Below are 24,011 nucleotides of genomic sequence, written 5' to 3'. Positions count from 1 at the left end.
AGCGGTGGGCCTCGCTTGCGTACGTCATGGCGCGACACCTCCGTGTCTAAGACAACGCACAAGGCCCGGCTGTAGTATTAATGCGCCTCGTCCCAGTTCTGCGCAGCGCGCGCGTCCACCGCCAGCGGCACCTTCAGCGACACGGCCGGGAAGGGGGCTTCCGTCATGACGCGGGAGATCACCGGCAGGCTGGCCTCGACCTCGTCGTCCGGTACCTCGAACACCAGTTCGTCGTGCACCTGCAGCAGCATGCGGGCGGAGAGGCGCTCGGCCTTGAGCGCATCCTCCATGCGGATCATGGCGCGACGGATGATGTCGGCGGCGGTGCCCTGGATCGGTGCGTTGATCGCCTGGCGCTCCACGCCCGCGCGCTCGGACGGGTTGCCGGACCGGATCTGCGGGTAGTGGCAGATGCGCCCGAACAGCGTGGTCACGTAGGTCTTCTCGCGCACGAATTTCTTCGTCTCGTCGATATAGGTGCGGATGCCCGGGAAGCGCTCGAAATACTGCTTGATGAAGGCGGAGGCTTCCTGGTTGCCGATGCCGAGGCGCACGGCGAGACCGAAGGCCGAGATGCCGTAGATGATGCCGAAATTGATGGTCTTGGCCTGACGGCGCAGGTCGCTCGTCATCTGATCAAGCGGAACGCCGAACATGGCGGACGCGGTAGCCGCGTGAATGTCGACGCCGTTGGCGAACGCTTCCTGCAATTGCGGAATGTCGGCGATGTGGGCCAGCAGCCGCAGCTCGATCTGGCTGTAATCCGCCGAGATGATCTTGTGGCCTTCCTGCGCCACGAAAGCCTTGCGGATCTTGCGGCCGGCTTCCGTGCGGATCGGGATGTTCTGCAGGTTAGGATCGGACGACGACAAACGTCCCGTGGTGGTGGAGGCCAGCGAGAACGAGGTGTGCACCCGCTTGGTCTCAGGATGCATGTGCTCCTGCAGGGTATCCGTATAGGTCGACTTCAGCTTCGAGAGCTGGCGCCATTCGAGGATCTTGGCGGGCAGCTCGTGGCCGGCCTGCGCCAGCTCGTCGAGGAGCGTCGCGGGTGTCGCCCATTGGCCGGACGGCGTCTTCTTCGCGCCGGGCAGGCCCATGCGGCCGAACAGGATGTCGCCGATCTGCTTCGGGGAGCCGAGCGAGAATTTCTCGCCCGCCATCTCGTGGATCTCGTCCTCGAGGCGCGCGAGAGACTGCGAGAAATCGCCGGAGAGACGGCTCAGGATCTGCCGGTCGACCATGATGCCGCGCATCTCCATGCGCGCGAGCACATCGACCATCGGGCGCTCCAGCGTCTCGTAGACGGTGGCGCGGCGCTCAGCGACGAGGCGGGGTTTCAGCACCTGCCAGAGGCGCAAGGTCACGTCCGCATCCTCGGCCGCGTAAGCTGTGGCCTTTGAAATCTCCACCTTGTCGAAGGTCACCTTGTTCCGGCCCGTGCCGGCCACATCCGAGAAGGTGATCGGCGAGTGGCCGAGATGCCGGCGCGAGAGCTCGTCCATGCCGTGCGAGCCCTTGCCCGCATCGAGCACATAGGAGATCAGCATCGTGTCGTCGTACGGCTGCACCTCGATCCCATGGCGCTTGAACACGATCCAGTCGTATTTCATGTTCTGGCCGATCTTGAGGACGGATGAATCCTCCAGCATCGGGCGGATCACGTCGAGCGCATCGGTGACAGGGATCTGCCCCTTCACGAGCCCGCCGCCGAAGAGATCGGACTCGTCCCGGTGCTGCAGCGGCACATAGCAGGCCTTGCCCGGTGCCAGCGCCAGCGAGAAGCCGACGATGTCTGCCCGATTGGCATCGAGATCGCTCGTTTCGGTATCCACCGCCACATGACCCTGCTCGCGAGCGAGCGCCACCCATTCCTTCAGGCGCTCCAGGCCCGTGACGGTCTCGTAAGCCGTCACGTCGATGGGCACCGAGGAGGCTTCCGTCGCGCGTTTTCCCGCGAGCTGCGAGGGCGTGCCGAGGCCCTCGACGGGTTTGCGCAGGGTTGCGGTCTCCGGCAGATCGAGCCCCGCGAAGGGATCGACCTCGCCCGAGGCCGGGCCGGCCTTCTCGAAGAACGGCACGGCATCGTCGGTGGGCGCCGTCACGCCGGTGCCGTTGCCGGTCCAGCGGATCGCCTCGCCGCCCGGCATGAGGCGCGGGTCGGGCGGGATCGCCGAGGGGTCGGCCTCGTAGAGCTCCGCCACGCGCCGCGTGATCGTGTTGAACTCCATGGCCTTGAGGAAGCCCACCAGCGTCTTCGGATCGGGATCCGGCACACGCAAATCATCGAGCGGCACTGGTACAGGGGCTTCGCAATCGAGGGTCACGAGCTTCTTCGACAGGCGCGCGATCTCCGCGTTGGCGATCAGGCTCTCGCGCCGCTTGGGCTGCTTGATCTCGGGCGCGCGCTCCAGGAGCGTTTCGAGATCGCCGTATTCCTTGATGAGCTGGGCCGCGGTCTTGAGGCCGATGCCCGGCACGCCCGGCACGTTGTCCGAGCTGTCGCCCATGAGCGCCAGCACGTCGCCGATCTTTTCCGGCGGGATGCCCTCCCATTTCTCGGTGACAGCGGCTTCATCTAGGTTTCGCTCGGGCCGGTAGCCCGGCTTACCCTTGGAGCCCGACTCGAAATCGTAGAAGCAGACGTTGGGCCCCACGAGCTGCATCAGGTCCTTGTCGGACGAGATGATGAGCACGTCCGCCCCGCGCGCCTTCGCCTGCTGGGTATAGGTGGCGATGAGATCGTCCGCCTCGTAGCGCTGCAGCTCCACGGGCTCGAGCCCGAAGGCGCGGATCGCCTCGCGCATGATCGGCATCTGGACCTTCAGGTCGTCGGGCGCGTCCGGCCGGTGACCCTTGTAATCCTCGTAGAGCTCCTTGCGGAACGAACCCTCGGACTTGTCGAGCACGATGGCCAGATGCGTGGGCTTCAGCCCCGCCGCCCCGTCGCGCATGAACTGCAGGAGCTTGGACACGAAAAGCCGCACGGCCCCCGTAGGCATCCCGTCCGAGGAGCGGGAATTGTACTTCTGGTCCTGGTTCATGGACTGGAAATAGGCCCGGAAGATGAAGGACGAACCGTCGACGAGAAACACATGATCGCCGGCTTGGACAGGACGGGAGGAGGGCATCGGGTCTCGGGGGCTTTGGGGGCTGCTCTACAGGGGAAGAGATAGCGGCTCCGGGAGCGGATGGCTATGGGGAGGCGCTTGGAAGCCGGACCCGTTGTCTAACCCTCAAGGCTCCTGCTTTGGGATCATTGGAGCCTGCGACCTCATAGCCGCATCTGGGGAGATCAACCAGACAAAGGGGGACGACCTTGCGGGCTTCTGTCTTCCCAAGCCAACATAAACTATTGATGTCAAAAGAAGATGGTTTCCCTAGAGGTGTTTCGTGTGGTGGCAAGATGACAAAGATCATCCTGTGCGGAAACGCACCTTAGCGGTTTCATGTAAGCATATATCCTTGCTATTAACCTTTTGCTCCCCTAATCCAGGTCTGAAACCGTGATTCTATAACAGAACCGGTGCTGGATTATCGATAGTGAGGAACGGCCATGGCGATTGAGAAATGGGGTAACTGGGATCTGAATAAGACCTTGATCACGGCTGGCAGCGCTGACCAGCCTGTAATGGCCGCGCTTCCCAATGGCGGCTATGTTGTGGTCTGGCGTCAGGCTGAAAAAATCCATCTCCAAGTCTTCGACGCAGCCGGGAACCCCAAGCCCAAGCAAACGGTGGCCAGCACCGATCTTTCACAGTTAGAGCCCGATGTCGCAGTTCTGGATGATGGCAGCATCGTCGTCGCGTGGAGCAGTGCAGATCTAGCTATTCATGCTCAGAAGTTCGAGATTGACGGTACGTCAGATGGCATAGCTACAGTCATTGCACCTGCCCCAACTACAAACGGCATCAAGAAGATGTTCCCTGCTGTAGCCGCATATGGTGATTCCTGGGCGGCCGCTTGGCAGGAAAGCAATTCGACGACCTCAACCAACACGATCAAGTTTGAGCGTCAGAACAGTGACAGCTCGAAGAGCCAAGTCACTGTTGCGACGAATTCGAGCGCAGCGAATCCGGAAGTGACGGAACTCGCTGATGGCCGACATGTTGTGACATGGGTGCAGAATGGCGGCAGCGGCGCTGAGGTTCATGCTGCGATCGTCAATGCGAATGGCTCGGTGACGCAAATCGGCAAAGTCGCGGATGGCCAGAGCGCCAGCGTGACTGGACTGACCAATGGAACCTTTGTCTTCGGCATTCAGGGAACGGGAACCACAAACGGCGGTACCTACACAACCAAGGTGTATGGTTTCAATAGCAGCGGCGGTGTCATTGTTCTTGATCAGGACACGCTGAGCTCAGCCGGCGCGACATATCCCATGTCGATAGTCGCGCTCACCAAAGGCGGCTTCCTGGGCGGTTATGCCGTCGTTTACTCCACGCCAATCAGAGACAACGGCGGCAATCCTATCGACAATGGCGACATCTTCATCAGACTTGTGAAAGCTGATGGGACCACAAGCGAGCCGTTCAAGATCAATGCTGGTCCTGGAGATCAGAGGATTCCTTCGATTGCGGAACTGCCGGATGGTCGCATATCCATTGCTTGGCATGATCCCTCCTCAAGCGGCATTCGTCATCAGATCATCGATGCGCGCGAGATCCCGGTCACTGTGCACGGCACCTCGCTGCACGACGACTACTACATCGGCTCAAAGCACAGCGGGGACATGCTGTACGGCCGTGAGGGCAACGACACTCTCGATGGTGGAGCCGGAAACGACCAGCTCTTCGGCGGTGACGGCAGAGATGTGCTGATCGGCGGTGACGGCAATGATGCTCTCTACGGTGGCGGCGGGCAGGACAACTTCCAAGGCGGCGCTGGCAAGGATACGGTCAGCTACAAGGAGGCTGTTGCTAGGGATGTAAATGGCAAAGATCTCGGCGTCGAGGTTTACCTCCTCAACACAGACGGCTTAAGCAATGCGGGCGAGGCCCATGGCGATATCTTCAATAGCATCGAGGTGATCGGCGGTTCGCTTTTCGCCGACGTGCTCGCAGGTGATGGCGGCAACAACGAGTTCTGGGCTGACACGGGTGACGACCTCCTCAAAGGCTTGGGTGGAGCCGATACCCTTAAGGGCAGCCTCGGCGGTGACACCTTCCATGGCGGTGCGGGTGCCGACCGTATGCAGGGCGATGAGTTAGGTCTGGATGGAAAATACGTCGACGACGGAGAGGTCGACATTCTCACCTACGTGGAATCCACCGATGCCGTTACGGTCGATCTTGAAGCTCGAGGCGGCACCAGAGGCGAGGCGCAGGGCGACAGCTTCATCGGGATGGACGAACTTTACGGATCGTCGAATGGCGACATCCTTTCTGGACGGAACACCGATGGTGATTCAGGCGAGTCGATGGATGACACCATCTGGGGCGGCCGCGGCAACGATGTGATCGTAGGCCGCGCAGGCAATGACAGATTGGACGGAGGTCACGACAACGACACGCTTGAAGGCGGCGACGGCGCCGACAGCCTCTATGGATTTCTAGGGGACGATGTCCTGGTGGGCGGCGCAGGCGTAGACCTCCTGGATGGTGGCGAAGGTAACGACACCGTTTCCTATGCCAACAATGTCAGCAAGGTCATTGTCCAACTGTTCGATGCGTCAATCCAAGTTGGACGGGCTACAGAAGAGGGGCAGCCGCCTGAAACCCTCAGATCAATCGAGCATGCGATCGGCGGCAGCAACAACGATACACTGACCGGTTCCGACACAGGCAACAATCTGCGTGGCGAGGCAGGGAATGACAGCCTTGAAGGTGGCAAGGGCAACGACACGCTCGAAGGGGGCTTAGGCAGCGACACGCTTCGCGGTGGTGATGACTTCGATTATGCGAGCTATGAGCGGTCTACCAGTGGCGTGACGGTATCCCTGCTCGGTGGCGGCACCGGCGCTGCCGCCGGAGATACCTTCGAGCTCATCGAAGGTTTGATCGGCTCGGGCGCCGGCGACGTGATGACTGGCAATGGTGTCGCTAATCATCTCAGAGGCGAGGGCGGCAACGACGTGCTCAACGGCGGTGACGGTGCGGATACGCTCGCAGGCGGCCTAGGTGATGACACCTATTATGTCGATGCGGGCGACACCATCGTGGAGGCAGCCGGCCAGGGCATCGACACTGTCTACGTCTCCTCCACCTTCACCCTGACCCCCGGCGCTTCCATCGAGAACATCAGGCTCATGGACTCTGCCACGGTCAACCTGATCGGCAACGAGCAGGACAACGTGCTCACCGGCAACGCGGGCGCCAACACCCTCGAGGGCCAAGCCGGCAACGACATGCTCATCGGAGGGGCTGGCGCCGACGTCATGGTAGGTGGTTTGGGCAACGACACCTACTACGTGGACGAGGCCGGCGACGGTGTGGTGGAGCACGCTGGCCAGGGCGTCGACACGGTCTATGTCAACACCGCATCCTATGTGCTGGGCTCTGGTGCCGAGGTGGAGACCCTGGTGGCGGGCGTCGGGGCGGTCAACCTTACGGGCTCAAACTTCGCCAACACGATCAGCGGCAACGCCATGAGCAACAGCCTGTGGGGTCAAGCCGGCCATGACCGGATCACGGCCGGATCGGGCAACGACAAGATCTATGGCGGGGCGGACAACGACTTGCTCTGGGGTGAGATCGGCAACGATCAGCTCAAGGGCGATGCGGGCAATGACAAGGTCTATGGCGGGCTCGGCAACGACAAGCTCTATGGCGGCACGGGCCGGGACGTGTTCGTGTTCGACACGCGCACGAACAAGAGCACGAACGTGGACAAGGTCTACGACTTCAAGTCCAGGGACGACAGCTTCCACCTCGATAATGCGATCTTCACCAAATTGGGCCGCGGCAGCGAGGCGGGGGTGCGGTTCAAGAGCGACATGTTCGTGGAGGGCACCCGCGCCAAGGATCGGGAAGACCGGATCGTCTACGACAAGAAGAGCGGCAATCTCTACTACGATCAGGACGGCACGGGGTCTAAGGCGCAGGTGAAGATCGCCACCATCACGAACAAGACAAAGCTTTATTACCACGACTTCTATGTGATCTGATCGGAAGTCGAAACTTTGACCCGATGCCGCCCGGTGCAAGCCGGGCGGCATTTTTCATGTGAGCCTCACGCCGCCTTCAGCCGCGCCAGATCGAGATCGAGTTCGCGCAGGGCCTGCATCACCACGCCCTCGGTAAGCAGATCCATGGAGGATTCCACCACGTGAATCGTGGCGAGCGCCCGCAGTTCCGGAATCGTCTGGGATTCCAGTGCCGCCTCGAAGGAGGGGCGCAGCAGGTCCATGGCCCGGGTGCCGGGACCGCAGATCACGATGTGGTCGGGCTCCAGCGTCTGGATCAGGATGCCGACAGCATCGCCCAACACCTCGCCGGCGGCATGGAAGAGGTTGAGGAGCGCGGGGTCGCCCGCTCTCGCCTGATCGACGATGGCCCCCATGGCCTCCTCGCCCGGCAGGAGCAACGTCGGGGCAGGGCGGTGGTCGATGAGCTGCGCGTCCCGGTGCAGCGCGTAATCGGCAAGATAAGCCTCGATGCAGCCGCGCCCGCCGCAGCGGCATTGCGGGCCGCTCCGGCGAAGCCTCACATGGCCGAACTCGGACCCACCGAAACGGGCGCCGCGATAAAGCTCGCCCTGGATGAGAAAGCCGAGGCCCACGCCGTCTCCCACCATCAGGCAGGCGGTGCGGCCGGAGCGCAGATCGGCATGGCGCTGCGCGATGGCGAAGGCCATGGCACTGGCGTCGTTCTCCATGAGCACCGGCTTGCCGAGGCGCTGTCCCAACCCTGCGGCCAGCGGCAGGTCGCGGGTGCCGAGCACCGGGCTCCAGGCCACGATCCCGTCGTGGGTGTCCACGTAGCCCTGGCAGGCGAGGCCCACCGCCTTCACGTCCCGCGCGCCGCTCTCCTCGGCAAAGGCCGCAATGGTGCGGGCCAGAACGTCCATCAGCTCCTCAGCCTCAAGGTTGCGCAGGGGGCGCTCCACATGGCGGCTTGCCCGCGTGTGTCCGGCGCTGTCCACGAGCCGCAGCTCGATGCGGTTGAAGCCGGTCCAGACGCCGACGACGGAGCCCAGGGTCTCGGCAAAATAGAGGCGGGTCTTGGGCCTGCCGCGGATCAGGCCTGAACCCTGATCGGCGGAGTCCTCCGCCACCAGTACGCCCTCATCGAGAAGGTTTGCTGCAAGTTCCGAGACACTGGCCGGGCTCATGCCGAGATGCTGGCCGATCTCCACCCGCGCCATAGGGCCTTCCCGGCGCAGGGCATCGAGCAGGCGCCGGCGGGCAGTTTCACGGGGAGAGAGAGGCAACGGGGTCATGAGCGCACTTTATTCACAGCTTGAATAAATCAAAACTGTGAGCTGCACATATCAGACCAAAATATTAGTACACGGGCGCTTGAAGCCCGCGCAGCCTCGTATAATTATTTCCGCGCTCGAACAATAATGCATGGCAGGTTGAGCCACGTTCGTCGGTCCTAGCTAAGCCCGACAGCTGCCATGAGCGCGGCGCTTTCCAAGGAGGGGCCGCCCAGGAGGAACACCGATGCTTTCGAAGAAACACGCTCTCATTTCGCTTGCCGCTCTGGCCCTCTCCGCCGGCGCCGCCTTCGCTCAGGGCAAGGGCCCCGTGGTCGGCGTCAGCTGGTCGAACTTCCAGGAAGAGCGCTGGAAGACCGACGAGGCCGCCATCAAGGCCGCGGTCGAGAAGGCTGGCGGCACCTATGTGTCGGCCGACGCCCAGTCGTCGCCCGCCAAGCAGCTCACCGACATCGAGAGCCTCATCTCCCGCGGCGCCAAGGCGCTGATCGTGCTGGCGCAGGATGCGGACGCCGTCCGTCCCGCGGTCGAGAAGGCCGTGGCCGAAGGCATCGCGGTGGTGGGCTATGACCGCCTCATCGAGATCCCGCAGGCCTTCTATCTCACCTTCGACAACGTTGAAGTCGGCCGTCTCCAGGCTCGCGAGGTTCTGAAGGTGAAGCCCGAGGGCAATTACGCCTTCATCAAGGGCTCGGGCTCGGATCCCAACGCCAACTTCCTGTTCCAGGGCTCCATGGAGGTGCTGAAGGCCGCCATCGATTCCGGCAAGATCAAGAACGTGGGCGAAGCCTATACGGACGGCTGGCTCCCGGCCAACGCGCAGCGGAACATGGAGCAGTTCCTCACCAAGAACAACAACAAGATCGACGCGGTGATCGCCGCCAACGACGGCACCGCCGGCGGTGCTATTGCGGCCCTTGCAGCTCAGGGCCTTGCTGGCACCGTGCCGGTCTCAGGTCAGGACGCCGACAAGGCGGCGCTGAACCGCGTGGCGCTCGGCACCCAGACCGTGACCGTGTTCAAGGATGCCCGTGAACTCGGCCGCAACGCGGCGGAGATCGCCCTGCAGCTGGCCGGTGGCAAGAAACTCACCGAAATTCAGGGCGCCAAGTCCTGGAACCTCGGTCCGAAGAAGCAGAACATGACGGCTCTGTTCCTCACGCCGGTCGCGGTGACGAAGGACAACCTCAACGTCGTCATCGACGCAGGCTGGGCCTCGAAGGACGTGGTGTGCCAGGGCGTGAAGGCCGGCACCGTCAAGGCCTGCAACTGATCGCATCGTCTGACCGACCTCATCCCCGACGGCGACCCGCCGTCGGGGATATCATTCATTTATCGAAGTCCTTCATCCGCCTTTTAAGCGTGACGTCATGACCGCACCCGTTGCCAGCACCGCCCCGCCGCCGAGCGCTGCGTCCGGCTCATTCCTGTCAAAGCTCGAGATCGATGCCCGCATGCTCGGCATGCTGGCGGCGCTCGCCGCGATCTGGATCGGGTTCGATCTTCTCTCGGGCGGCGTCTTCCTCACCCCACGCAATCTCTGGAACCTGTCGGTGCAGACCGCCTCCGTGGCGGTCATGGCTACCGGCATGGTGCTTGTGATCGTCACGCGCAACATCGACCTGTCGGTGGGGGCCATCCTCGGCGTGGTGGGCATGATCATCGGCGTTGCCCAGGTGCAGTGGCTCCCGGCCTATCTGGGACTCGAACACCCTCTCACGGCACCGCTCGCAGTGGTGCTGGCCATGGTGATCGGCGGATCCATCGGTCTCTTCCAGGGCTGGCTCATCGCCTATCTCGGCATTCCCTCCTTCATCGTCACATTGGGTGGCCTGCTGGTGTGGCGCGGCGCGGCCTGGTGGGTCACCACCGGCCAGACCGTTGCGCCCATGGACACGCGCTTCAAGGCCTTCGGCGGCGGCGTCGAAGGGGCGCTTGGCGCCACCACCACCTGGGTCATCGCAGCCATCGCTTGCGGGTTGATCATCATTGCGCTCGGCTTCTCGCGCCGCCGCCGCCTGCGCTTCGGCTTTCCCGTGCGTCCCGGCTGGGCCGATGCGGTGATCGCGGCGCTCGCCTGCGGCATCGTGCTTGCGGCGGCTGCCATCGCCAATGCCTATCCGCTGCCCGCCGGCACCGCGCGCCGCTGGGCGGAGGCCAACGGCCTCACCTGGCCCGAGGGCGGCTTGTTCATCCCGCATGGCGTCGCGCTGCCGGTGCTGATCGCCATCCTGGTCGGACTCGTGATGACCTTCATCGCCACGCGCAGGCGCTTTGGCCGCTACGTCTTCGCGATCGGCGGAAACCCTGAAGCCGCGGAGCTGTCAGGCATCAACACCCGCTGGACGCTCATGAAGGTGTTCGGCCTCATGGGCCTGCTCTGCGGCATCTCCGCCTGCATCTCGACCGCGCGCCTCAATGCAGCGACCAATGCGGCCGGCTCCCTCGACGAGCTCTACGTGATCGCCTCCGCGGTCATCGGCGGCACGTCGCTCGCCGGCGGCGTGGGCACCATCGCGGGCGCGATGCTCGGCGCTCTCGTCATGCAGTCGCTGCAATCGGGCATGGTGCTGCTCGGCGTTGACACGCCGCTGCAGAACATCGTCGTCGGCGCGGTGCTCGTCCTGGCGGTGTGGGTCGACAGCCTCTATCGCCGCCGCATCAAGTAAGGAGCGCGTATCATGCCAACGAATGGAACGACGCCTCTCGTCGAAATGCGCAACATCTCCATCGCCTTCGGCGGCATCAAGGCCGTGGATGGCGTGTCTGTCGATCTTCGCCCCGGCGAGGTGGTGGGCCTGCTCGGCCACAACGGCGCCGGCAAGTCGACGCTCATCAAGATCCTGTCCGGTGCCTACAAGCCGGATGCGGGCGAGATCTATGTGAATGGCGAGCATGCCGATATTGCGACGCCGCGCGATGCCAAGCGCTACGGTATCGAGACAATCTATCAGACCCTCGCGCTCGCCGATAACATCGATGCGGCGGGCAACATCTTTCTAGGCCGCGAGGTGCTCACCCCCTATGGCACCCTCGACGATGCGACCATGGAGGCCGAGACCCGCAAGGTGATGGCGCGGCTCAACCCGCATTTCCGCCGCTTCAAGGAGCCCGTGAAGGCACTTTCCGGCGGGCAGCGGCAATCGGTGGCGATCGCACGCGCCATCTACTTCAACGCCCGCGTGCTCATCATGGACGAGCCGACCGCGGCTCTCGGTCCCGCCGAGACGCAGCAGGTGGCCGATCTCGTGCTGCAGCTGAAGAAGGAAGGCATCGGCATCTTCCTCATCAGCCACGACATCCACGACGTGTTCGGCCTCGCCGATCGGGTGAGCGTGATGAAGAACGGCAAGCTTGTGGGCTCGGCCAGCGTGCAGGACGTGACGCAGGACGAGGTGCTCGGCATGATCATCCTGGGAAAATGCCCGCCCGGCGCAACACCAGGGCCGGGAGCGAGTTGACCGGCTGCGAGCCGCACGGCCCTTAAAACGTTTTATTGACATCGAGAAGAGAGTTTCATGACCCAGACCATTTACGGTTCTCTGAAAGGCAAGTCCGTTCTCATCACCGGCGGGGCAAGCGGCATCGGCGAGAGCATCGCGCGTTCGTTTCATGCTCAGGGGAGCAAGGTGGCCATCCTCGACTACAATGCCGAGGCAGGCCAGACGCTGGCGAAGGAACTCGGCGAGGGCGTGCATTTCGAGCACAGCGATGTGCGCGACATACCCGCCTTCCAGGCTGCGATCCGGCGCGCGAGCGATGCCGTTGGGCCGATAACGATCCTCGTCAACAACGCGGCCCGCGACGATCGCCACACCATCGATCAGGTGACGCCGGAATACTGGCGCGAGCGCTTCGCCACCAATCTTGACCACCAGTTCTTCGCGGCGCAGGCCGTGCTGCCGGACATGGAGAAGGCTGGCGGCGGCTCCATCATCAACATGGGCTCCACGAGCTACATGGTGAGCGACGATTCCTTTGCGGCCTACAAGACCGCGAAGTCCGCAGCCGTCGGGCTCACCCGCGCGTTGGCGCGGGAATTGGGAGATAGGAACATCCGCGTCAACTGCGTGGTGCCGGGCTGGATCATGACCCAGCGCCAGATCGACCTGTGGCTCACGCCGGAGGGCGAGAAGGAACTGCTCAAGCGCCAATGCGTGAAGCGTAAGCTCGTGCCGCAGGACATCGCCAATTTCACGCTGTTCTTAGGCTCCGACGATTCCAGCGCCATGTCGGCGCAGACCTATCTGGTGGATGGCGGCTGGGTTTGATCTCAGACCTAATTGCTTCATCTCGGCCCAGCGGAGCGAGAGCCGGGATCGCTATCAGCATAAAGCTATTTTCATCCAGCGATCCCGGGTTCTGCTGCGCAGCCCCGGGATAACTGTTGAACTTATGCTCTTGAACCAGCCCCGACAGGAGCAGCAGTCATCTCGGCAGCTTCCTCTTTCTCCTCCACCGTCTTCATCGTATCCCGCCGCACCACAAGGCACAGGATTACCAGCGGGATGGCTATGGTGGCCGTTCCGGTGAAGAGAACGGGATAGCCGTAGGCTTCCACCACTGCGCCTGATGCCCCACCGATCAGCTTGCCCGGCAAGGCATAAAGAGAACTTAAGAGCGCGTATTGAGTGGCGGCGAAGCCCGGTGAAGTCAGACCCGACATGTAGGCGACGAGGGCCGCGCCCGCGAAGCCGCCTGCGAAATTATCGACGCTGATGGAGAGCGTCAGGCCCCAGAGCGTTGCATTGCCGGAAGCAAGCCACGAGAACATCAGGTTCGACCCGGCGGCGATGACCGCGCCGATGAGCACGGTCCACCAGAGGCCTATGCGGGTGAGCGCCAGACCGCCGGCGAAGGCGCCGATGATGCCGATCCAGACCCCATAGAGCTTCGACACATTGGCGATGTCGGCCTTGCTGAAGCCGAGGTCGATATAGAGCGGGTTCGCCATGATGCCGCTCGCATAATCGGGAATCCGGTAGCACGCGATGAGCGCCAGGATCGGGACCAGCATCAGCCCCTTGCGCCTGAAAAGGTCGGACAGAGGCTCCACAATGGCCTTGGCGAGGGGCAGACGCTGCCGGGCCGGCCCCTCATCGATCCTCGGGGCAAGCAGGGTGCCGACCAGGCCGACGACCATCAGCGCCGCCATGGCAAGATAGGCGCTGGGCCAACTGACGAACTCGGCAATATAAAGCGCTCCCGCGCCTGCCGTGATCAAGGCAAGCCGGTAGCCCAGCAGCAGGGCTGCCGCCATCATACCCTGGCGCTCCGTCGGGGCGGCATCGATGCGCCAGCCGTCGATGACCACGTCCTGAGTCGCCGAGGCGAAAGCAACGAGAACCGCGCAGACAATCGTGAATGGCAGGCCGGTCTGCGGATTGCTTGCCGCCATGCCGATCAACCCCGCAGCCACCCCAAGCTGTGCCAGGGCCATCCAGCCCCGCCGGCGCCCGAGCAGGCTTGAGAGCACCGGCACGTCATAGCGATCAACGATGGGAGCCCAAAGGAACTTGAGGGAATAGGCCAGCGCCACCCAGCTCATCATTCCGATGACAGTCAGCGAGATGCCTGCTTCACGCAGCCAGGCCGACAGAGTGCTGAAGACCAGCAGGAAGGGCAGGCCCGAGGAAAACCCTAGGGGCAGCATGAGCGCGATGCGCCCATCGGTCAGGACATCGCGGAGCGAGAGACGGCGTTTTTCTGCTTCAGCCATGAAATCATCTTGCAACTATGAAAGACGGGCACCTTGGCACAAGGCAGTGCCGGTGCCAATCAGACCCCCTCCTCGTCTCTCTCGACGGCCTTGCTGAGCTTGGTGAGGAACTTCTCGAGCGCCTTTTCCGGTGGGCACTCCTTCTCCATGAGAACCGTCAGGCCCCATTGCTCCAGAACGGCCTGCTCGACGGGGTTGGCGCGCAGCATGAACACATAGGATTGCGGCCGGTCGCGCTCGTAGCCCGACCCGGCCCAGGTTTTCCAGAGCCGGTGCATCAGGAAGCGGATGTTGAGATCCGTCATGCTGTAGCCGATGAACAGGATGGTCTTGCCGAGCGAATCGGAGCGGAACTTGATGTCCAGCGGCGATTCGAAGGACAGGCGCTCCAGATAATCGGTCTCGGCAATCACGATGGAGCCGTCATCGTCGAAATCGCCGTGGTACTTCACGATCTGCGGCATGCCTTCGCGGACGCGGGCGATGTCCTTGGCATTGACGATCTTCACGTAGTCCTTGCCGTGCAGGTCGTAAGCCGTCTCCAGGTTCCGGTCGAAGTTCGTGGTGTAGAGGATCGGAAAGTCGAGCTTGCAGATCAGTTCGTGAACGCGGGACTTCTTCAGGGTGTCCTCGGGAATGGTCCAGTTCCGGTCCATCCAGCTGCGCAGGGGGCCGATGCTGCCCTGCTTGAGCCGGTAATACTCCGCCAGCGTCAGGTAGTTGAGATCCGTTCCCTTGAAGTCGGAGAGGTCGATATCAAGCTCGTCGGCAATGTGCTCGATCAGGGTGCTCCAGGAGGGCAGGCCGACCGTCATGGAAACGCCGGCGCCGGCGAACAGGATCGCCTGCTTTGTCCTGATGGCTGCGACCAGATCATTGAGCACGCCACTCTCCTTGCACTGTCCTGGCCTTAACGCACAAAGCAGCCCTTAAGCTTCATCCCGGGACAAGGGACAACTTGAGCGTTTCAGGTGTTGTCATAGGTGCAAACCGCCAAACAGGAGAGAGCAGGACGTGGCAGGCTACAAGATCAAGCAGGTGGAAACCCTCTACGAGGGCTGGCGCAAGCTACTCAAGCTGACGGTTCAGATGCCGGACGGCCGCACCATGGCACGGGAGGTGCTGAACAGCGCCGATGCGGCGGCCGTGCTTCCCTACGACTGGCAAGCCCGCAAGGTCATCCTGGTCCGGCAGTTCCGCGCGCCGGTCATGCATGTGGAAGGGGAGCCGGATCTCCTGGAGGCTGTGGCCGGGCTGCTCGACGGGGACGAGCCCGAAGCATGCGCCCGGCGCGAGGCCATGGAGGAGGCGGGCCTTCGTCTCCGTGACCTGGAACGGGTGGTCACCGCATGGTCGACCCCGGGCATCACCACGGAACGCCTGCACCTGTTCCTGGCCCCTTACACGAGCGCCGACCGGGTGGAGGAAGGCGGGGGCTTGGCCGAGGAGCACGAAGAGATTGAGGTGCTGGAGATCGATATCGACGAGTTGATGGAAATGCTTCAGCAGGGCGCCATCGCCGACATGAAAACCCTGGTCCTGATCCAGGCCCTGCAGCTCCGGCACCCGGAGCTGTTCGGAAAGGGGTGAAAGCCGCCTGTGCAGATCCGTCTTTTGAGAGGACTCGCCGGAAATCATACCTTTGCGTCATGGCCGGGACTTGATCCGGGGATCAGTCCCGGCCATGCCGATACGGTGAGGCGCCGCACGTTTCCAATCGAGATCACCGGCACAAGGCCGGTGATGACGACAGAGACAGATTGCCGGTTAGTCTCTCAGACGCCGAGGCGCCGGGCATGCCAGCGCAGGTGATCCTCGATGAATGTTGCGATGAAGAAGTAGGAATGGTCGTAGCCCTCCTGCCGGCGCAGGGTCAGGGGCTGGCCCGCCCTGGCGCAGGCCTCCTCCAGCAACTCGGGCTTCAGCTGGCTTTCGAGAAAGCTATCGGCCGTGCCCTGGTCGACCAGGAGGTCGGGCAGGCGGGCGCCGCCCTCGATGAGCGCGCAAGCATCGTAGTCGCGCCAGGCCGAACGGTCGGCGCCGATGTAGCCCGACAGGGCCTTCTCGCCCCAGGGGCAGTTCATGGGTGAGGCAATGGGCGCGAAGGCCGAGACCGCCTTGAAGCGTTCCGGATTGCGCAAGGCGATGGTCAGCGCCCCGTGCCCGCCCATGGAATGGCCCATGATGCCCTGCCGGCTCATATCGGCCGGCAGGTTTTGGGCGATGAGATCCGGCAACTCGCGTTCGATGTAGGAGCGCATGCGGTAGTTCTTCGCCCACGGCTCCTGCACCGCATCCACGTAGAAGCCGGCGCCGAGGCCGAAATCGTACGCACCCTCGGAATCGTCGGGCACTCCCTCGCCGCGCGGGCTGGTGTCGGGCGCGATCAGCATCAGGCCGAGCTCCGAGGCGACCCGCTGCGCGCCCGCCTTTACGGTGAAGTTCTCCTCCGTGCAGGTGAGCCCGGAGAGGAACCACAAAACCGGCACCTTGCGGCCTTTCGCCTGCGGCGGCACGAAAACGGCGAGCCGCATGGGCGTGCCGGTCTCCTGCGAGGCATGGCGATAGACGAACTGCGTGCCGCCGAAGCAGCGCGACTGAGAGACGGTCTCGAAGCTCAACATCCCGCTCCAATCAGTAGACGACAACCGAGCGGATCGACTTGCCCTCATGCATGAGGTCGAAGGCGGTGTTGATCTCGTCGAGCGGCATGGTGTGGGTGATCAGGTCGTCGATGTTGATCTTGCCCTCCATATACCAGTCCACGATCTTCGGCACGTCCGTGCGCCCGCGCGCGCCGCCAAACGCCGTGCCCTTCCACACGCGGCCGGTGACGAGCTGGAACGGACGGGTGGCGATCTCCTTGCCGGCTTCCGCCACGCCGATGATGATGCTCTCGCCCCAGCCGCGGTGGCAGCATTCGAGGGCTTGGCGCATCACATCTGTGTTGCCGGTGGCATCGAACGAGAAATCCGCGCCGCCGCCCGTGAGATCGACGATCGCCTGCACGACCTTGTCGTTGCCGATCTCCTTCGGGTTGATGAAGTCGGTCATGCCGAATTTTCTGGCCATTTCGACCTTGGCCGGGTTGATATCGACGCCGATGATCTTGTCGGCGCCGACCATGCGCGCTCCCTGGATCACGTTGAGGCCGATGCCGCCGAGACCGAACACCACCACGTTCGCGCCCGGCCACACCTTCGCCGTATAAAGCACCGCGCCGATGCCCGTGGTGACGCCGCAGCCGATGTAGCAGATCTTGTCGAAGGGCGCGTCCTCACGCACCTTGGCCAGCGCGATCTCCGGCAGCACGGTGAAGTTCGCAAACGTCGAGCAGCCCATGTAGTGGAACACCGTCTCGCCGTCGCAGCGGAAGCGCGAGGTGCCGTCCGGCATCAGGCCTTGGCCTTGAGTCGAGCGGATGGCAGTGCAGAGATTGGTGCGGCGCGACAGGCAGGATTTGCAGTTGCGGCATTCCGGCGTGTAGAGCGGAATCACGTGATCGCCGGGTTTGAGCGTGGTCACGCCAGGACCGACCTCGCGCACGATGCCCGCGCCCTCGTGACCGAGAATCGCCGGGAACTTGCCCTCGGAATCGAGGCCCGACAGGGTGTAGGCGTCCGTGTGGCACACGCCCGTCGCCATCACCTCCACGAGCACTTCGCCGGCTTTAGGGCCTTCGATGCGGATGGTCTCGATGGTGAGCGGCTTGCCAGCCTCCCACGCCACGGCGGCCCTGGTTTCCATGCTCGTGTTCCTCGCTTGTGATTCGATGAGGGGACTATGTGAACCCGGGTGTCCGAAGGTCAAGTAAAGCCCTCGCGAAGCGTCGAGGCTTCTCAAGGCTGTCTGCGGCTCCTATGTCTCACGTGATCAAAGGAAGGATTTCCATCGTGCCAGACGTTCGCGCCGCCATCATTCCTGTGACGCCGTTCCAGCAGAACTGTACGCTACTGTGGTGCGACAAAACCAAGAAGGCCGCCGTAGTGGATCCTGGCGGCGATGTCGAGCTCATCAAGCAGGCCATCGCGCAGAGCGGCGTGACTGTCGAGAAGATCATCCTCACCCATGGCCATATCGATCACGCCGGTGGTGCCGCGGAATTGCGTGAGGAACTCGGCGTTCCGGTCGAGGGACCGCATGAGGCGGATCGCTTTCTGCTGGACCGGCTTGCAGAGCAGGGGCAGGCCTATGGCTTTCCGGCACGCGCCGTCACGCCGGATCGCTGGCTCAGCGAGGGCGACATGGTCACTGTCGGCGATCTCACTCTCGACGTGCTGCACTGCCCCGGACACTCGCCAGGCAGCGTTGTGCTCGTGTCGAAGGATCAGCGCTTTGCCCTCGTGGGCGATGTGCTGTTCCAGGGCTCCGTCGGGCGCGTGGATCTTCCCGGCGGTGACGGCAAGGCGCTGATCCGCTCGATCAAGGACAAGCTCCTGCCGCTCGGCGACGACATCACCTTCATCTGCGGCCACGGCCCCACGAGCACCATCGGCCAGGAGCGGCAGAGCAATCCGTTCCTGCAGGGCGAGGGGTTGATTTGATGTAAACCAATCTCTGCCCTCATCCTGAGGAACCGCGTCTGCGGCGTCTCGAAGGAGGATCCAGAGAGCAATGGAGACGCCTCGCCCTTCGAGACGCTACGCTCCTCAGGATGAGACTGTGTTGTGGTGCCCAAAATAAAAAACGGCCCGGGATCGCTCCCGGGCCGTTCGCTTTGCCCCTACGGCTCTTGTTTATTCCGCAGCCTGGATCATCACGGCGCCCTTGAGGCCCATGCGGTCCGCCACGCCGAGGCCATAGGCCTTGTCGGCGAGGTAGAAGTGCACGATCTGGCGCTTCACGATCTCCTCGGGCACGCCCTGCATCGCTTCTGCGATGTTGTCCATGAGGCGGCTCTGCTCGTCCGGCGTCATGAGGCGGAACAGGTCGCCCGGCTGCTTGTAGTCGTCGTTGCCAGCGCGGTGGTCGTAGCGGTCGGCATCGCCCGAGATCTTGAGCGGCGGCTCCGCGGCGCGCGGCGTCTGCACCGGGCCGTTGAAGGAGTTTGGCTCATAGTACGCATCGCCCCGGTTGGGCACGTCGAACAGCATCCCGCCGTCCGCATGGTAGTGATGCACCGGGCAGCGCGGACGGTTGACTGGGAGCGCCTCGTAGTGGGTGCCGACGCGGTAACGGTGCGCATCCGCATAGGCGAAGATGCGGCCCTGCAGCATCTTGTCGGGCGAGAAGCCGATGCCGGGCACGATGTTGGACGGCGAGAACGAGGATTGCTCCACTTCCGCGAAGTAGTGCTGGGCGTTGCGGTTGAGCTCGAGAATGCCGACCTCGATCAGCGGATACTCCGCATGCGGCCACACCTTGGTGACATCGAACGGATTGTAGGATGTTTTCTCCGCATCCGTCTCGGGCATGATCTGGACGCAGAACTTCCAGCGCGGGAAGCTGCCGCCTTCGATCGCCTCATAGAGATCGCGCTGGGCGCTCTCCCGGTCCTTGGCCACCACTGCCTCGGCCTCACGGTTCGTCCAGGTCTTGATGCCCTGCATGGACTTGAAGTGGAACTTCACCCAAAACCGCTCACCGGCCTCGTTGATGAACGAATAGGTGTGCGAGCCGAAGCCGTGCATGAAGCGGTAGCCCTGCGGCAGGCCGCGGTCCGAGAACAGGATCGTCAGCTGGTGCAGGGTTTCGGGGCTGAGCGACCAGAAATCCCACATGGCCGTTGGCGAACGCAGGTTCGTGGCGGGATGACGCTTCTGCGTGCGGATGAAGTCGGGGAACTTCACCGGATCGCGCACGAAGAACACCGGCGTGTTGTTGCCGACGATGTCCCAGTTGCCTTCTTCCGTGTAGACCTTCAGGGCGAAACCGCGCACGTCGCGCTCGGCATCCGCCGCACCGCGCTCGCCGGCAACGGTGGAGAAGCGCAGGAACACTTCCGTCTGCTTGCCGATCTCGGAGAAGACCTTCGCCTTGGAATATTGCGTGATGTCGTTGGTGATGGTCAGCGTACCGTAGGCGGCCGAGCCCTTCGCATGCACCACGCGCTCCGGAATGCGCTCGCGGTTCTGGTGCGCGAGCTTCTCGATCAGCTGGTAGTCCTGCAGCAGCAGCGGGCCGCGGGAGCCGGCGGACAGGCTGTTCTGGTTGTCGGCAATCGGCGCGCCGGCCGTGGTGGTCATTGTCGTTGTTTTTGTCATGGTCGTCCCTTTGAGCGGGGCGGACAATGACTGAGGCAGGCGATCAGATCCAATTGTATTGATTACAAAGAGCGATCAGATATTCTGATCGTATGGTCACGCTCAGGCAGCTCCGTTATTTCGAAACATTGGCCCGGACGAAGCATTTCGGCATGGCGGCCGATCAATGCGCCGTCACGCAGCCGGCGTTGTCCATGCAGATCAAGGAGCTGGAGCGGGAACTCGGCGTCGAGCTTGTGGAGCGCCGGGGCGGCACCATCGCGGTGACGCCGGCCGGGCAGGAGATCGCCGCGCGGGCCGAGGCGATCCTCGGCCAAGTACGGGAGCTTTCGGACTATGCCCGCCAGCATCAGGGCGTTCTCACCGGGTCCCTTCGTCTCGGGATCATCCCGTCGATTGCCCCCTATCTGCTGCCCGAGATTCTGACCGAGGTCACGAAGCGCTATCCGCAGCTCGATCTTCAGATCCGCGAAACGCAGACGAGCCCCTTGCTGGAGGAGCTGATCCGGGGCGAGCTCGATGCCGTGCTCGTCGCCCTGCCGGTCGAGCCGCCGCAGCTCGAGGCCATGCCGCTCTTCGAGGACCGTTTCCTCATTGCCGTTCAGAGCCAGGCGGCTCCGGACTGGAGCAAGAGCGACCTGCGCACCCGCATCGGGCAGGAGCGGCTTCTGCTGCTGGAGGAGGGGCATTGCCTGCGCGATCAGGCGCTTCAGTTCTGCCAGATCGCCAACATGCAGGCCCGCCGGGCGCTCGGTGCCGCCTCGCTCACCACCATCATGCAGATGGTGGCGGCGGGTCACGGCATCACGCTTCTGCCCGAGCTCTGCGCCAGGACGGAGGTCGACCGGAAGCGGGTGGCGCTCATCGCGTTTCCCGAGGAGCCGCCCAGGCGCATCGTCGGTCTCGCCTGGCGCCGCAGCTCCGCTCGGCAGAGCGATTTCACGGCGCTCGGCCAATTGATCAAATCGCTCAGGCGCGAGGCGGTGGGTGAGGGACAGCCCGCGAACGTCTGATGCGTCATCGCACAGGCTGCAAGGAGTCCTTCCAGAAATGAAGAAGGTCTTCCGGTTGATGCCGGAAGACCTCTTTCTAAGCCGATGAAGCGTTCAGCAGCCGGTGAGCTTCACACGCTCCACCTCAAGACCGAAGAGGGGACGCACGCGGGTGCCGAGGACGTTGCCGGCAAAGGCCGCGACGAGCCAGACCCAGCCGTGCAGGCTGCCCGAGGCGATGCCGGAGAAATAGGCGCCGATGTTGCAGCCATAGGCGAGGCGTGCGCCGTAGCCGAGGAGCAGGCCGCCGGCGACGGCGGCCACGGCGGAACGCAGGGGGACTTTCCAGGTCGGAGCGAAGCGTCCGGCGAGGGAAGCGGCCAGCAGAGCACCCAGGATGATGCCGAAATCCATCACCGTGGTGATGTCGTTGAAGATGCTGCCGGTGAGCTCGGCCTGACGGGCCGGCGACGACCAATAGGGCCAGCTCGCCACATCGAAGCCGATGACGGCGGCGATCTTCGAGCCCCACAGAGCGAAGGCCGAGGTCACGCCCCAGGGACGCCCGGCGAGATAGAGCGTCACGAAGTTCAAGAGCGCCAGCGCCACCGCACCTGCCACGATGGGCCAGGGGCCACGCAGGAAACGGGCAAGGCCCTGGCGTGGCGACGGGTCGGCCGTGATCAAACGACCGTGACGGCGCTTCTCGAACACCACCGTGACAAGTGCGATCAGTGCGAAGACGGCGAGCTGGAAGGCGAGCGCCGTCCAGGGGCCCCAAGCTTTTATGATCGAGATGGCGGGCAGGCTCGGCAGGGCAACCCACCAATGCAGGTGCGCGGCACCGATGGCGGAACCCGCAATGAAGGCCGCCAGCGTGATCAGCATGCGGGTGGAGCCGCCCCCCACCGTGTAGAGCGTGCCGGAGGCGCAGCCGCCGCCGAGCTGCATGCCGATGCCGAAGATGAAGGCGCCGAAGACTACGCCGATGCCCGCCGGCGAGACGTTGCCGGCGACCGGCTGGCCGAAGAGGGTGCCCGCCGCGAGGGCGGGGAAGAACAGCACGGACGCGATGGCAAGCATCACCATCTGGGCACGCAGGCCCTCGCCGCGACGATCCGCGATGAAGACGCGCCAGGCCGAGGTGAAGCCGAAGGCCGCATGATAGAGCACGAGGCCGAGCGCCGCGCCGAGCACGTACAGCGCCGCCTGGCGCGGATTGATGATGGCGCCGAGCAGGGCTGCGCCGCCGATGATTCCGGCTGCAGCCGCGAAGCTGGCCGGAGCGTTGATGGTCAGGCTCGCGCGGTTTCCTGCGGAAAGAGGCGATGCCACTGCAGAGCTGGACATGGGTATTCCTAAAGCTGCGTGGAAGGGAGATGCCAGGTGCCTCATGCGCCTTGCACAGCCAACATGGCGTTCGTTATAAAGAACGTCAAGATCTGTAATTTACAAGTTAATTACACATCATAGATGTGATTATGGGGCTGGGCTTTCCTCGCTCAGTCCTTCACGAAGGACCGAAAGCTTTCTTGTCCTGCAACGAGGTATGACCTGATGACGATCCAGCCTGACGTTCCCGCCGCCATCGGCAACACGCCTCTCATCAAACTCCGCCGCGCCTCGGAGCTCACCGGCTGCACGATCCTGGGCAAGGCCGAGTTCATGAACCCAGGCCAATCGGTGAAGGACCGGGCGGCGCTCTTCATCATCCGGGATGCGATCAGGCGTGGCGCGCTGCGCCCCGGCGGGGTCATCGTCGAGGGCACGGCGGGCAATACAGGCATCGGCCTGGCGCTCGTCGCCAATGCGATGGGCTTCAGGACCGTGATCGTGATCCCGGAGACGCAGAGCCAGGAGAAGAAGGACATGCTGCGCCTTGCAGGCGCCGAGCTGATCGAGGTGCCGGCAGTGCCTTACGCCAATCCCAACAACTACGTGAAGGTCTCAGGCCGTCTGGCGGAGCGCCTGGCGAAAGAAGAGCCGAACGGCGCGATCTGGGCCAACCAGTTCGACAACGTGGCCAACCGGCAGGCGCATATCGAGACAACGGGACCGGAGATCTGGGAGCAGACGAACGGCAAGGTTGATGGCTTCGTGAGCGCGGTCGGCACCGGCGGCACGCTGGCCGGCGTCGGTATGGCGCTGAAGGAGCGCAACCCGAAGATCACGATTGCGCTTGCGGATCCTATGGGTTCCGCCATCGCAAACTGGGTTCATACGGGTGAGCTCAAGGCGACCGGCACGTCGATCACCGAAGGGATCGGTCAGGGACGGGTGACGCAGAACCTTGAAGGTGCGCCCATCGATGTGGCGTTCCAGATTCCTGACGAGGAGGCGTTGCTGATCATCTTCGACCTGCTGGAGCACGAGGGCCTGTGCCTCGGCGGATCGTCGGGCATCAATGTTGCGGGTGCGATCCGGCTCGCAAAGGATCTGGGACCTGGGCACACCATCGTCACAGTGCTCTGCGACTCTGGCACGCGCTATCAGTCGAAGCTCTTCAATCCGGAATTCCTGCGCGCGAAGAATTTGCCCGTACCTGCGTGGCTCGAGACGACGAGCAGGATCGATCCAGGCCTCGTGTAACGCAGCAACATCGCGCTCAGTTATGCGCCGCGCCTGAACGGATCAGGCGCGGCATCTTCTCGTCATGCGGCAGACGACGTGGCCGTCTCTGCGGTCGAGGGCGTATTGGCCGTCTCATCCGTGCGCTGC

The 24,011-nt window shown here is 63.4% G+C and carries 17 protein-coding genes; 9 read left to right on the top strand and 8 right to left on the bottom strand.

Going from position 1 to position 24,011, the window contains the following annotated elements; translation table 11 throughout:
- Positions 1–77: 77 nt before the first annotated feature.
- Positions 78–3,131: a DNA polymerase I gene (gene polA, locus JQC81_RS27290; protein ID WP_203274941.1), complete on the bottom strand. Its 3,054-nt coding sequence runs from the start codon at positions 3,129–3,131 to the stop codon at positions 78–80.
- Between the two features lie 425 nt (positions 3,132–3,556).
- Here polA and JQC81_RS34010 point away from each other — a divergent pair, with 425 nt between their 5' ends.
- Entirely contained in the window at positions 3,557–7,105 is a 3,549-nt protein-coding gene (locus tag JQC81_RS34010; RefSeq protein WP_203274940.1) for a calcium-binding protein, read from the top strand.
- A gap of 65 nt (positions 7,106–7,170) precedes the next feature.
- On the opposite strand, the gene JQC81_RS27280 is transcribed toward JQC81_RS34010, so the two are convergent.
- Positions 7,171–8,379, bottom strand: coding sequence for an ROK family protein (locus JQC81_RS27280; protein ID WP_203274939.1), 1,209 nt, complete (start codon positions 8,377–8,379; stop codon positions 7,171–7,173).
- Positions 8,380–8,605: 226 nt separating this feature from the next.
- On the opposite strand from JQC81_RS27280, the gene xylF reads away from it, so the two are divergent.
- The 4 genes from xylF to JQC81_RS27260 all read left to right on the top strand — a co-directional run bounded on the left by xylF (position 8,606) and on the right by JQC81_RS27260 (position 12,650).
- Positions 8,606–9,652: a D-xylose ABC transporter substrate-binding protein gene (gene xylF / locus JQC81_RS27275; RefSeq protein WP_203274938.1), complete on the top strand. Its 1,047-nt coding sequence runs from the start codon at positions 8,606–8,608 to the stop codon at positions 9,650–9,652.
- Positions 9,653–9,749: 97 nt separating this feature from the next.
- Positions 9,750–11,048 (top strand): sugar ABC transporter permease, encoded by a 1,299-nt coding sequence (locus tag JQC81_RS27270; RefSeq protein WP_203274937.1) that lies wholly within the window; start codon positions 9,750–9,752, stop codon positions 11,046–11,048.
- 12 nt (positions 11,049–11,060) lie between these two features.
- Positions 11,061–11,840: an ATP-binding cassette domain-containing protein gene (locus tag JQC81_RS27265; RefSeq protein WP_203274936.1), complete on the top strand. Its 780-nt coding sequence runs from the start codon at positions 11,061–11,063 to the stop codon at positions 11,838–11,840.
- A 57-nt stretch (positions 11,841–11,897) separates the two neighbouring features.
- On the top strand, positions 11,898–12,650 hold the full coding sequence (locus JQC81_RS27260; RefSeq protein WP_203274935.1) for an SDR family NAD(P)-dependent oxidoreductase: 753 nt from the start codon (positions 11,898–11,900) through the stop codon (positions 12,648–12,650).
- A gap of 122 nt (positions 12,651–12,772) precedes the next feature.
- Here JQC81_RS27260 and JQC81_RS27255 read toward each other — a convergent pair whose 3' ends face one another.
- Both JQC81_RS27255 and JQC81_RS27250 read right to left on the bottom strand, forming a co-directional pair.
- Positions 12,773–14,098: an AmpG family muropeptide MFS transporter gene (locus tag JQC81_RS27255; RefSeq protein ID WP_246520693.1), complete on the bottom strand. Its 1,326-nt coding sequence runs from the start codon at positions 14,096–14,098 to the stop codon at positions 12,773–12,775.
- Between the two features lie 59 nt (positions 14,099–14,157).
- Complete coding sequence (locus JQC81_RS27250; RefSeq protein WP_203274934.1) at positions 14,158–14,982, bottom strand: SIR2 family NAD-dependent protein deacylase; 825 nt, start codon at positions 14,980–14,982, stop codon at positions 14,158–14,160.
- Positions 14,983–15,112: 130 nt separating this feature from the next.
- On the opposite strand from JQC81_RS27250, the gene JQC81_RS27245 reads away from it, so the two are divergent.
- Positions 15,113–15,688 carry an NUDIX domain-containing protein gene (locus JQC81_RS27245; protein ID WP_203274933.1) on the top strand — a complete coding sequence of 192 codons (576 nt, stop codon included), beginning with the start codon at positions 15,113–15,115 and terminating at the stop codon, positions 15,686–15,688.
- Between the two features lie 185 nt (positions 15,689–15,873).
- Here the strand turns inward: JQC81_RS27245 and fghA are convergent, their stop codons facing one another.
- Together fghA and JQC81_RS27235 are read right to left on the bottom strand one after the other, a co-directional pair.
- Positions 15,874–16,719: an S-formylglutathione hydrolase gene (gene fghA / locus JQC81_RS27240; RefSeq protein WP_246520692.1), complete on the bottom strand. Its 846-nt coding sequence runs from the start codon at positions 16,717–16,719 to the stop codon at positions 15,874–15,876.
- 13 nt (positions 16,720–16,732) lie between these two features.
- Positions 16,733–17,845 carry an S-(hydroxymethyl)glutathione dehydrogenase/class III alcohol dehydrogenase gene (locus tag JQC81_RS27235; RefSeq protein WP_203274931.1) on the bottom strand — a complete coding sequence of 371 codons (1,113 nt, stop codon included), beginning with the start codon at positions 17,843–17,845 and terminating at the stop codon, positions 16,733–16,735.
- 146 nt (positions 17,846–17,991) lie between these two features.
- Here JQC81_RS27235 and JQC81_RS27230 point away from each other — a divergent pair, with 146 nt between their 5' ends.
- Positions 17,992–18,642 (top strand): MBL fold metallo-hydrolase, encoded by a 651-nt coding sequence (locus JQC81_RS27230; RefSeq protein ID WP_312887593.1) that lies wholly within the window; start codon positions 17,992–17,994, stop codon positions 18,640–18,642.
- 192 nt (positions 18,643–18,834) lie between these two features.
- Here the strand turns inward: JQC81_RS27230 and JQC81_RS27225 are convergent, their stop codons facing one another.
- Positions 18,835–20,301 (bottom strand): catalase, encoded by a 1,467-nt coding sequence (locus JQC81_RS27225; RefSeq protein WP_203274929.1) that lies wholly within the window; start codon positions 20,299–20,301, stop codon positions 18,835–18,837.
- A 92-nt stretch (positions 20,302–20,393) separates the two neighbouring features.
- On the opposite strand from JQC81_RS27225, the gene JQC81_RS27220 reads away from it, so the two are divergent.
- Positions 20,394–21,314, top strand: a complete 921-nt coding sequence (locus JQC81_RS27220; RefSeq protein ID WP_203274928.1) for a hydrogen peroxide-inducible genes activator — start codon at positions 20,394–20,396, stop codon at positions 21,312–21,314.
- Positions 21,315–21,407: 93 nt separating this feature from the next.
- Here JQC81_RS27220 and JQC81_RS27215 read toward each other — a convergent pair whose 3' ends face one another.
- Positions 21,408–22,643: a YeeE/YedE family protein gene (locus tag JQC81_RS27215; RefSeq protein ID WP_203274927.1), complete on the bottom strand. Its 1,236-nt coding sequence runs from the start codon at positions 22,641–22,643 to the stop codon at positions 21,408–21,410.
- Positions 22,644–22,850: 207 nt separating this feature from the next.
- On the opposite strand from JQC81_RS27215, the gene JQC81_RS27210 reads away from it, so the two are divergent.
- Complete coding sequence (locus tag JQC81_RS27210) at positions 22,851–23,882, top strand: cysteine synthase A (protein WP_203274926.1); 1,032 nt, start codon at positions 22,851–22,853, stop codon at positions 23,880–23,882.
- The last annotated feature ends 129 nt before the right edge of the window (positions 23,883–24,011 follow it).

The sequence above is a fragment of the Microvirga arabica genome (genome assembly GCF_016811235.1).
GTDB lineage: Bacteria > Pseudomonadota > Alphaproteobacteria > Rhizobiales > Beijerinckiaceae > Microvirga > Microvirga arabica.
This window is presented reverse-complemented; position numbering and strand designations above follow the sequence as displayed.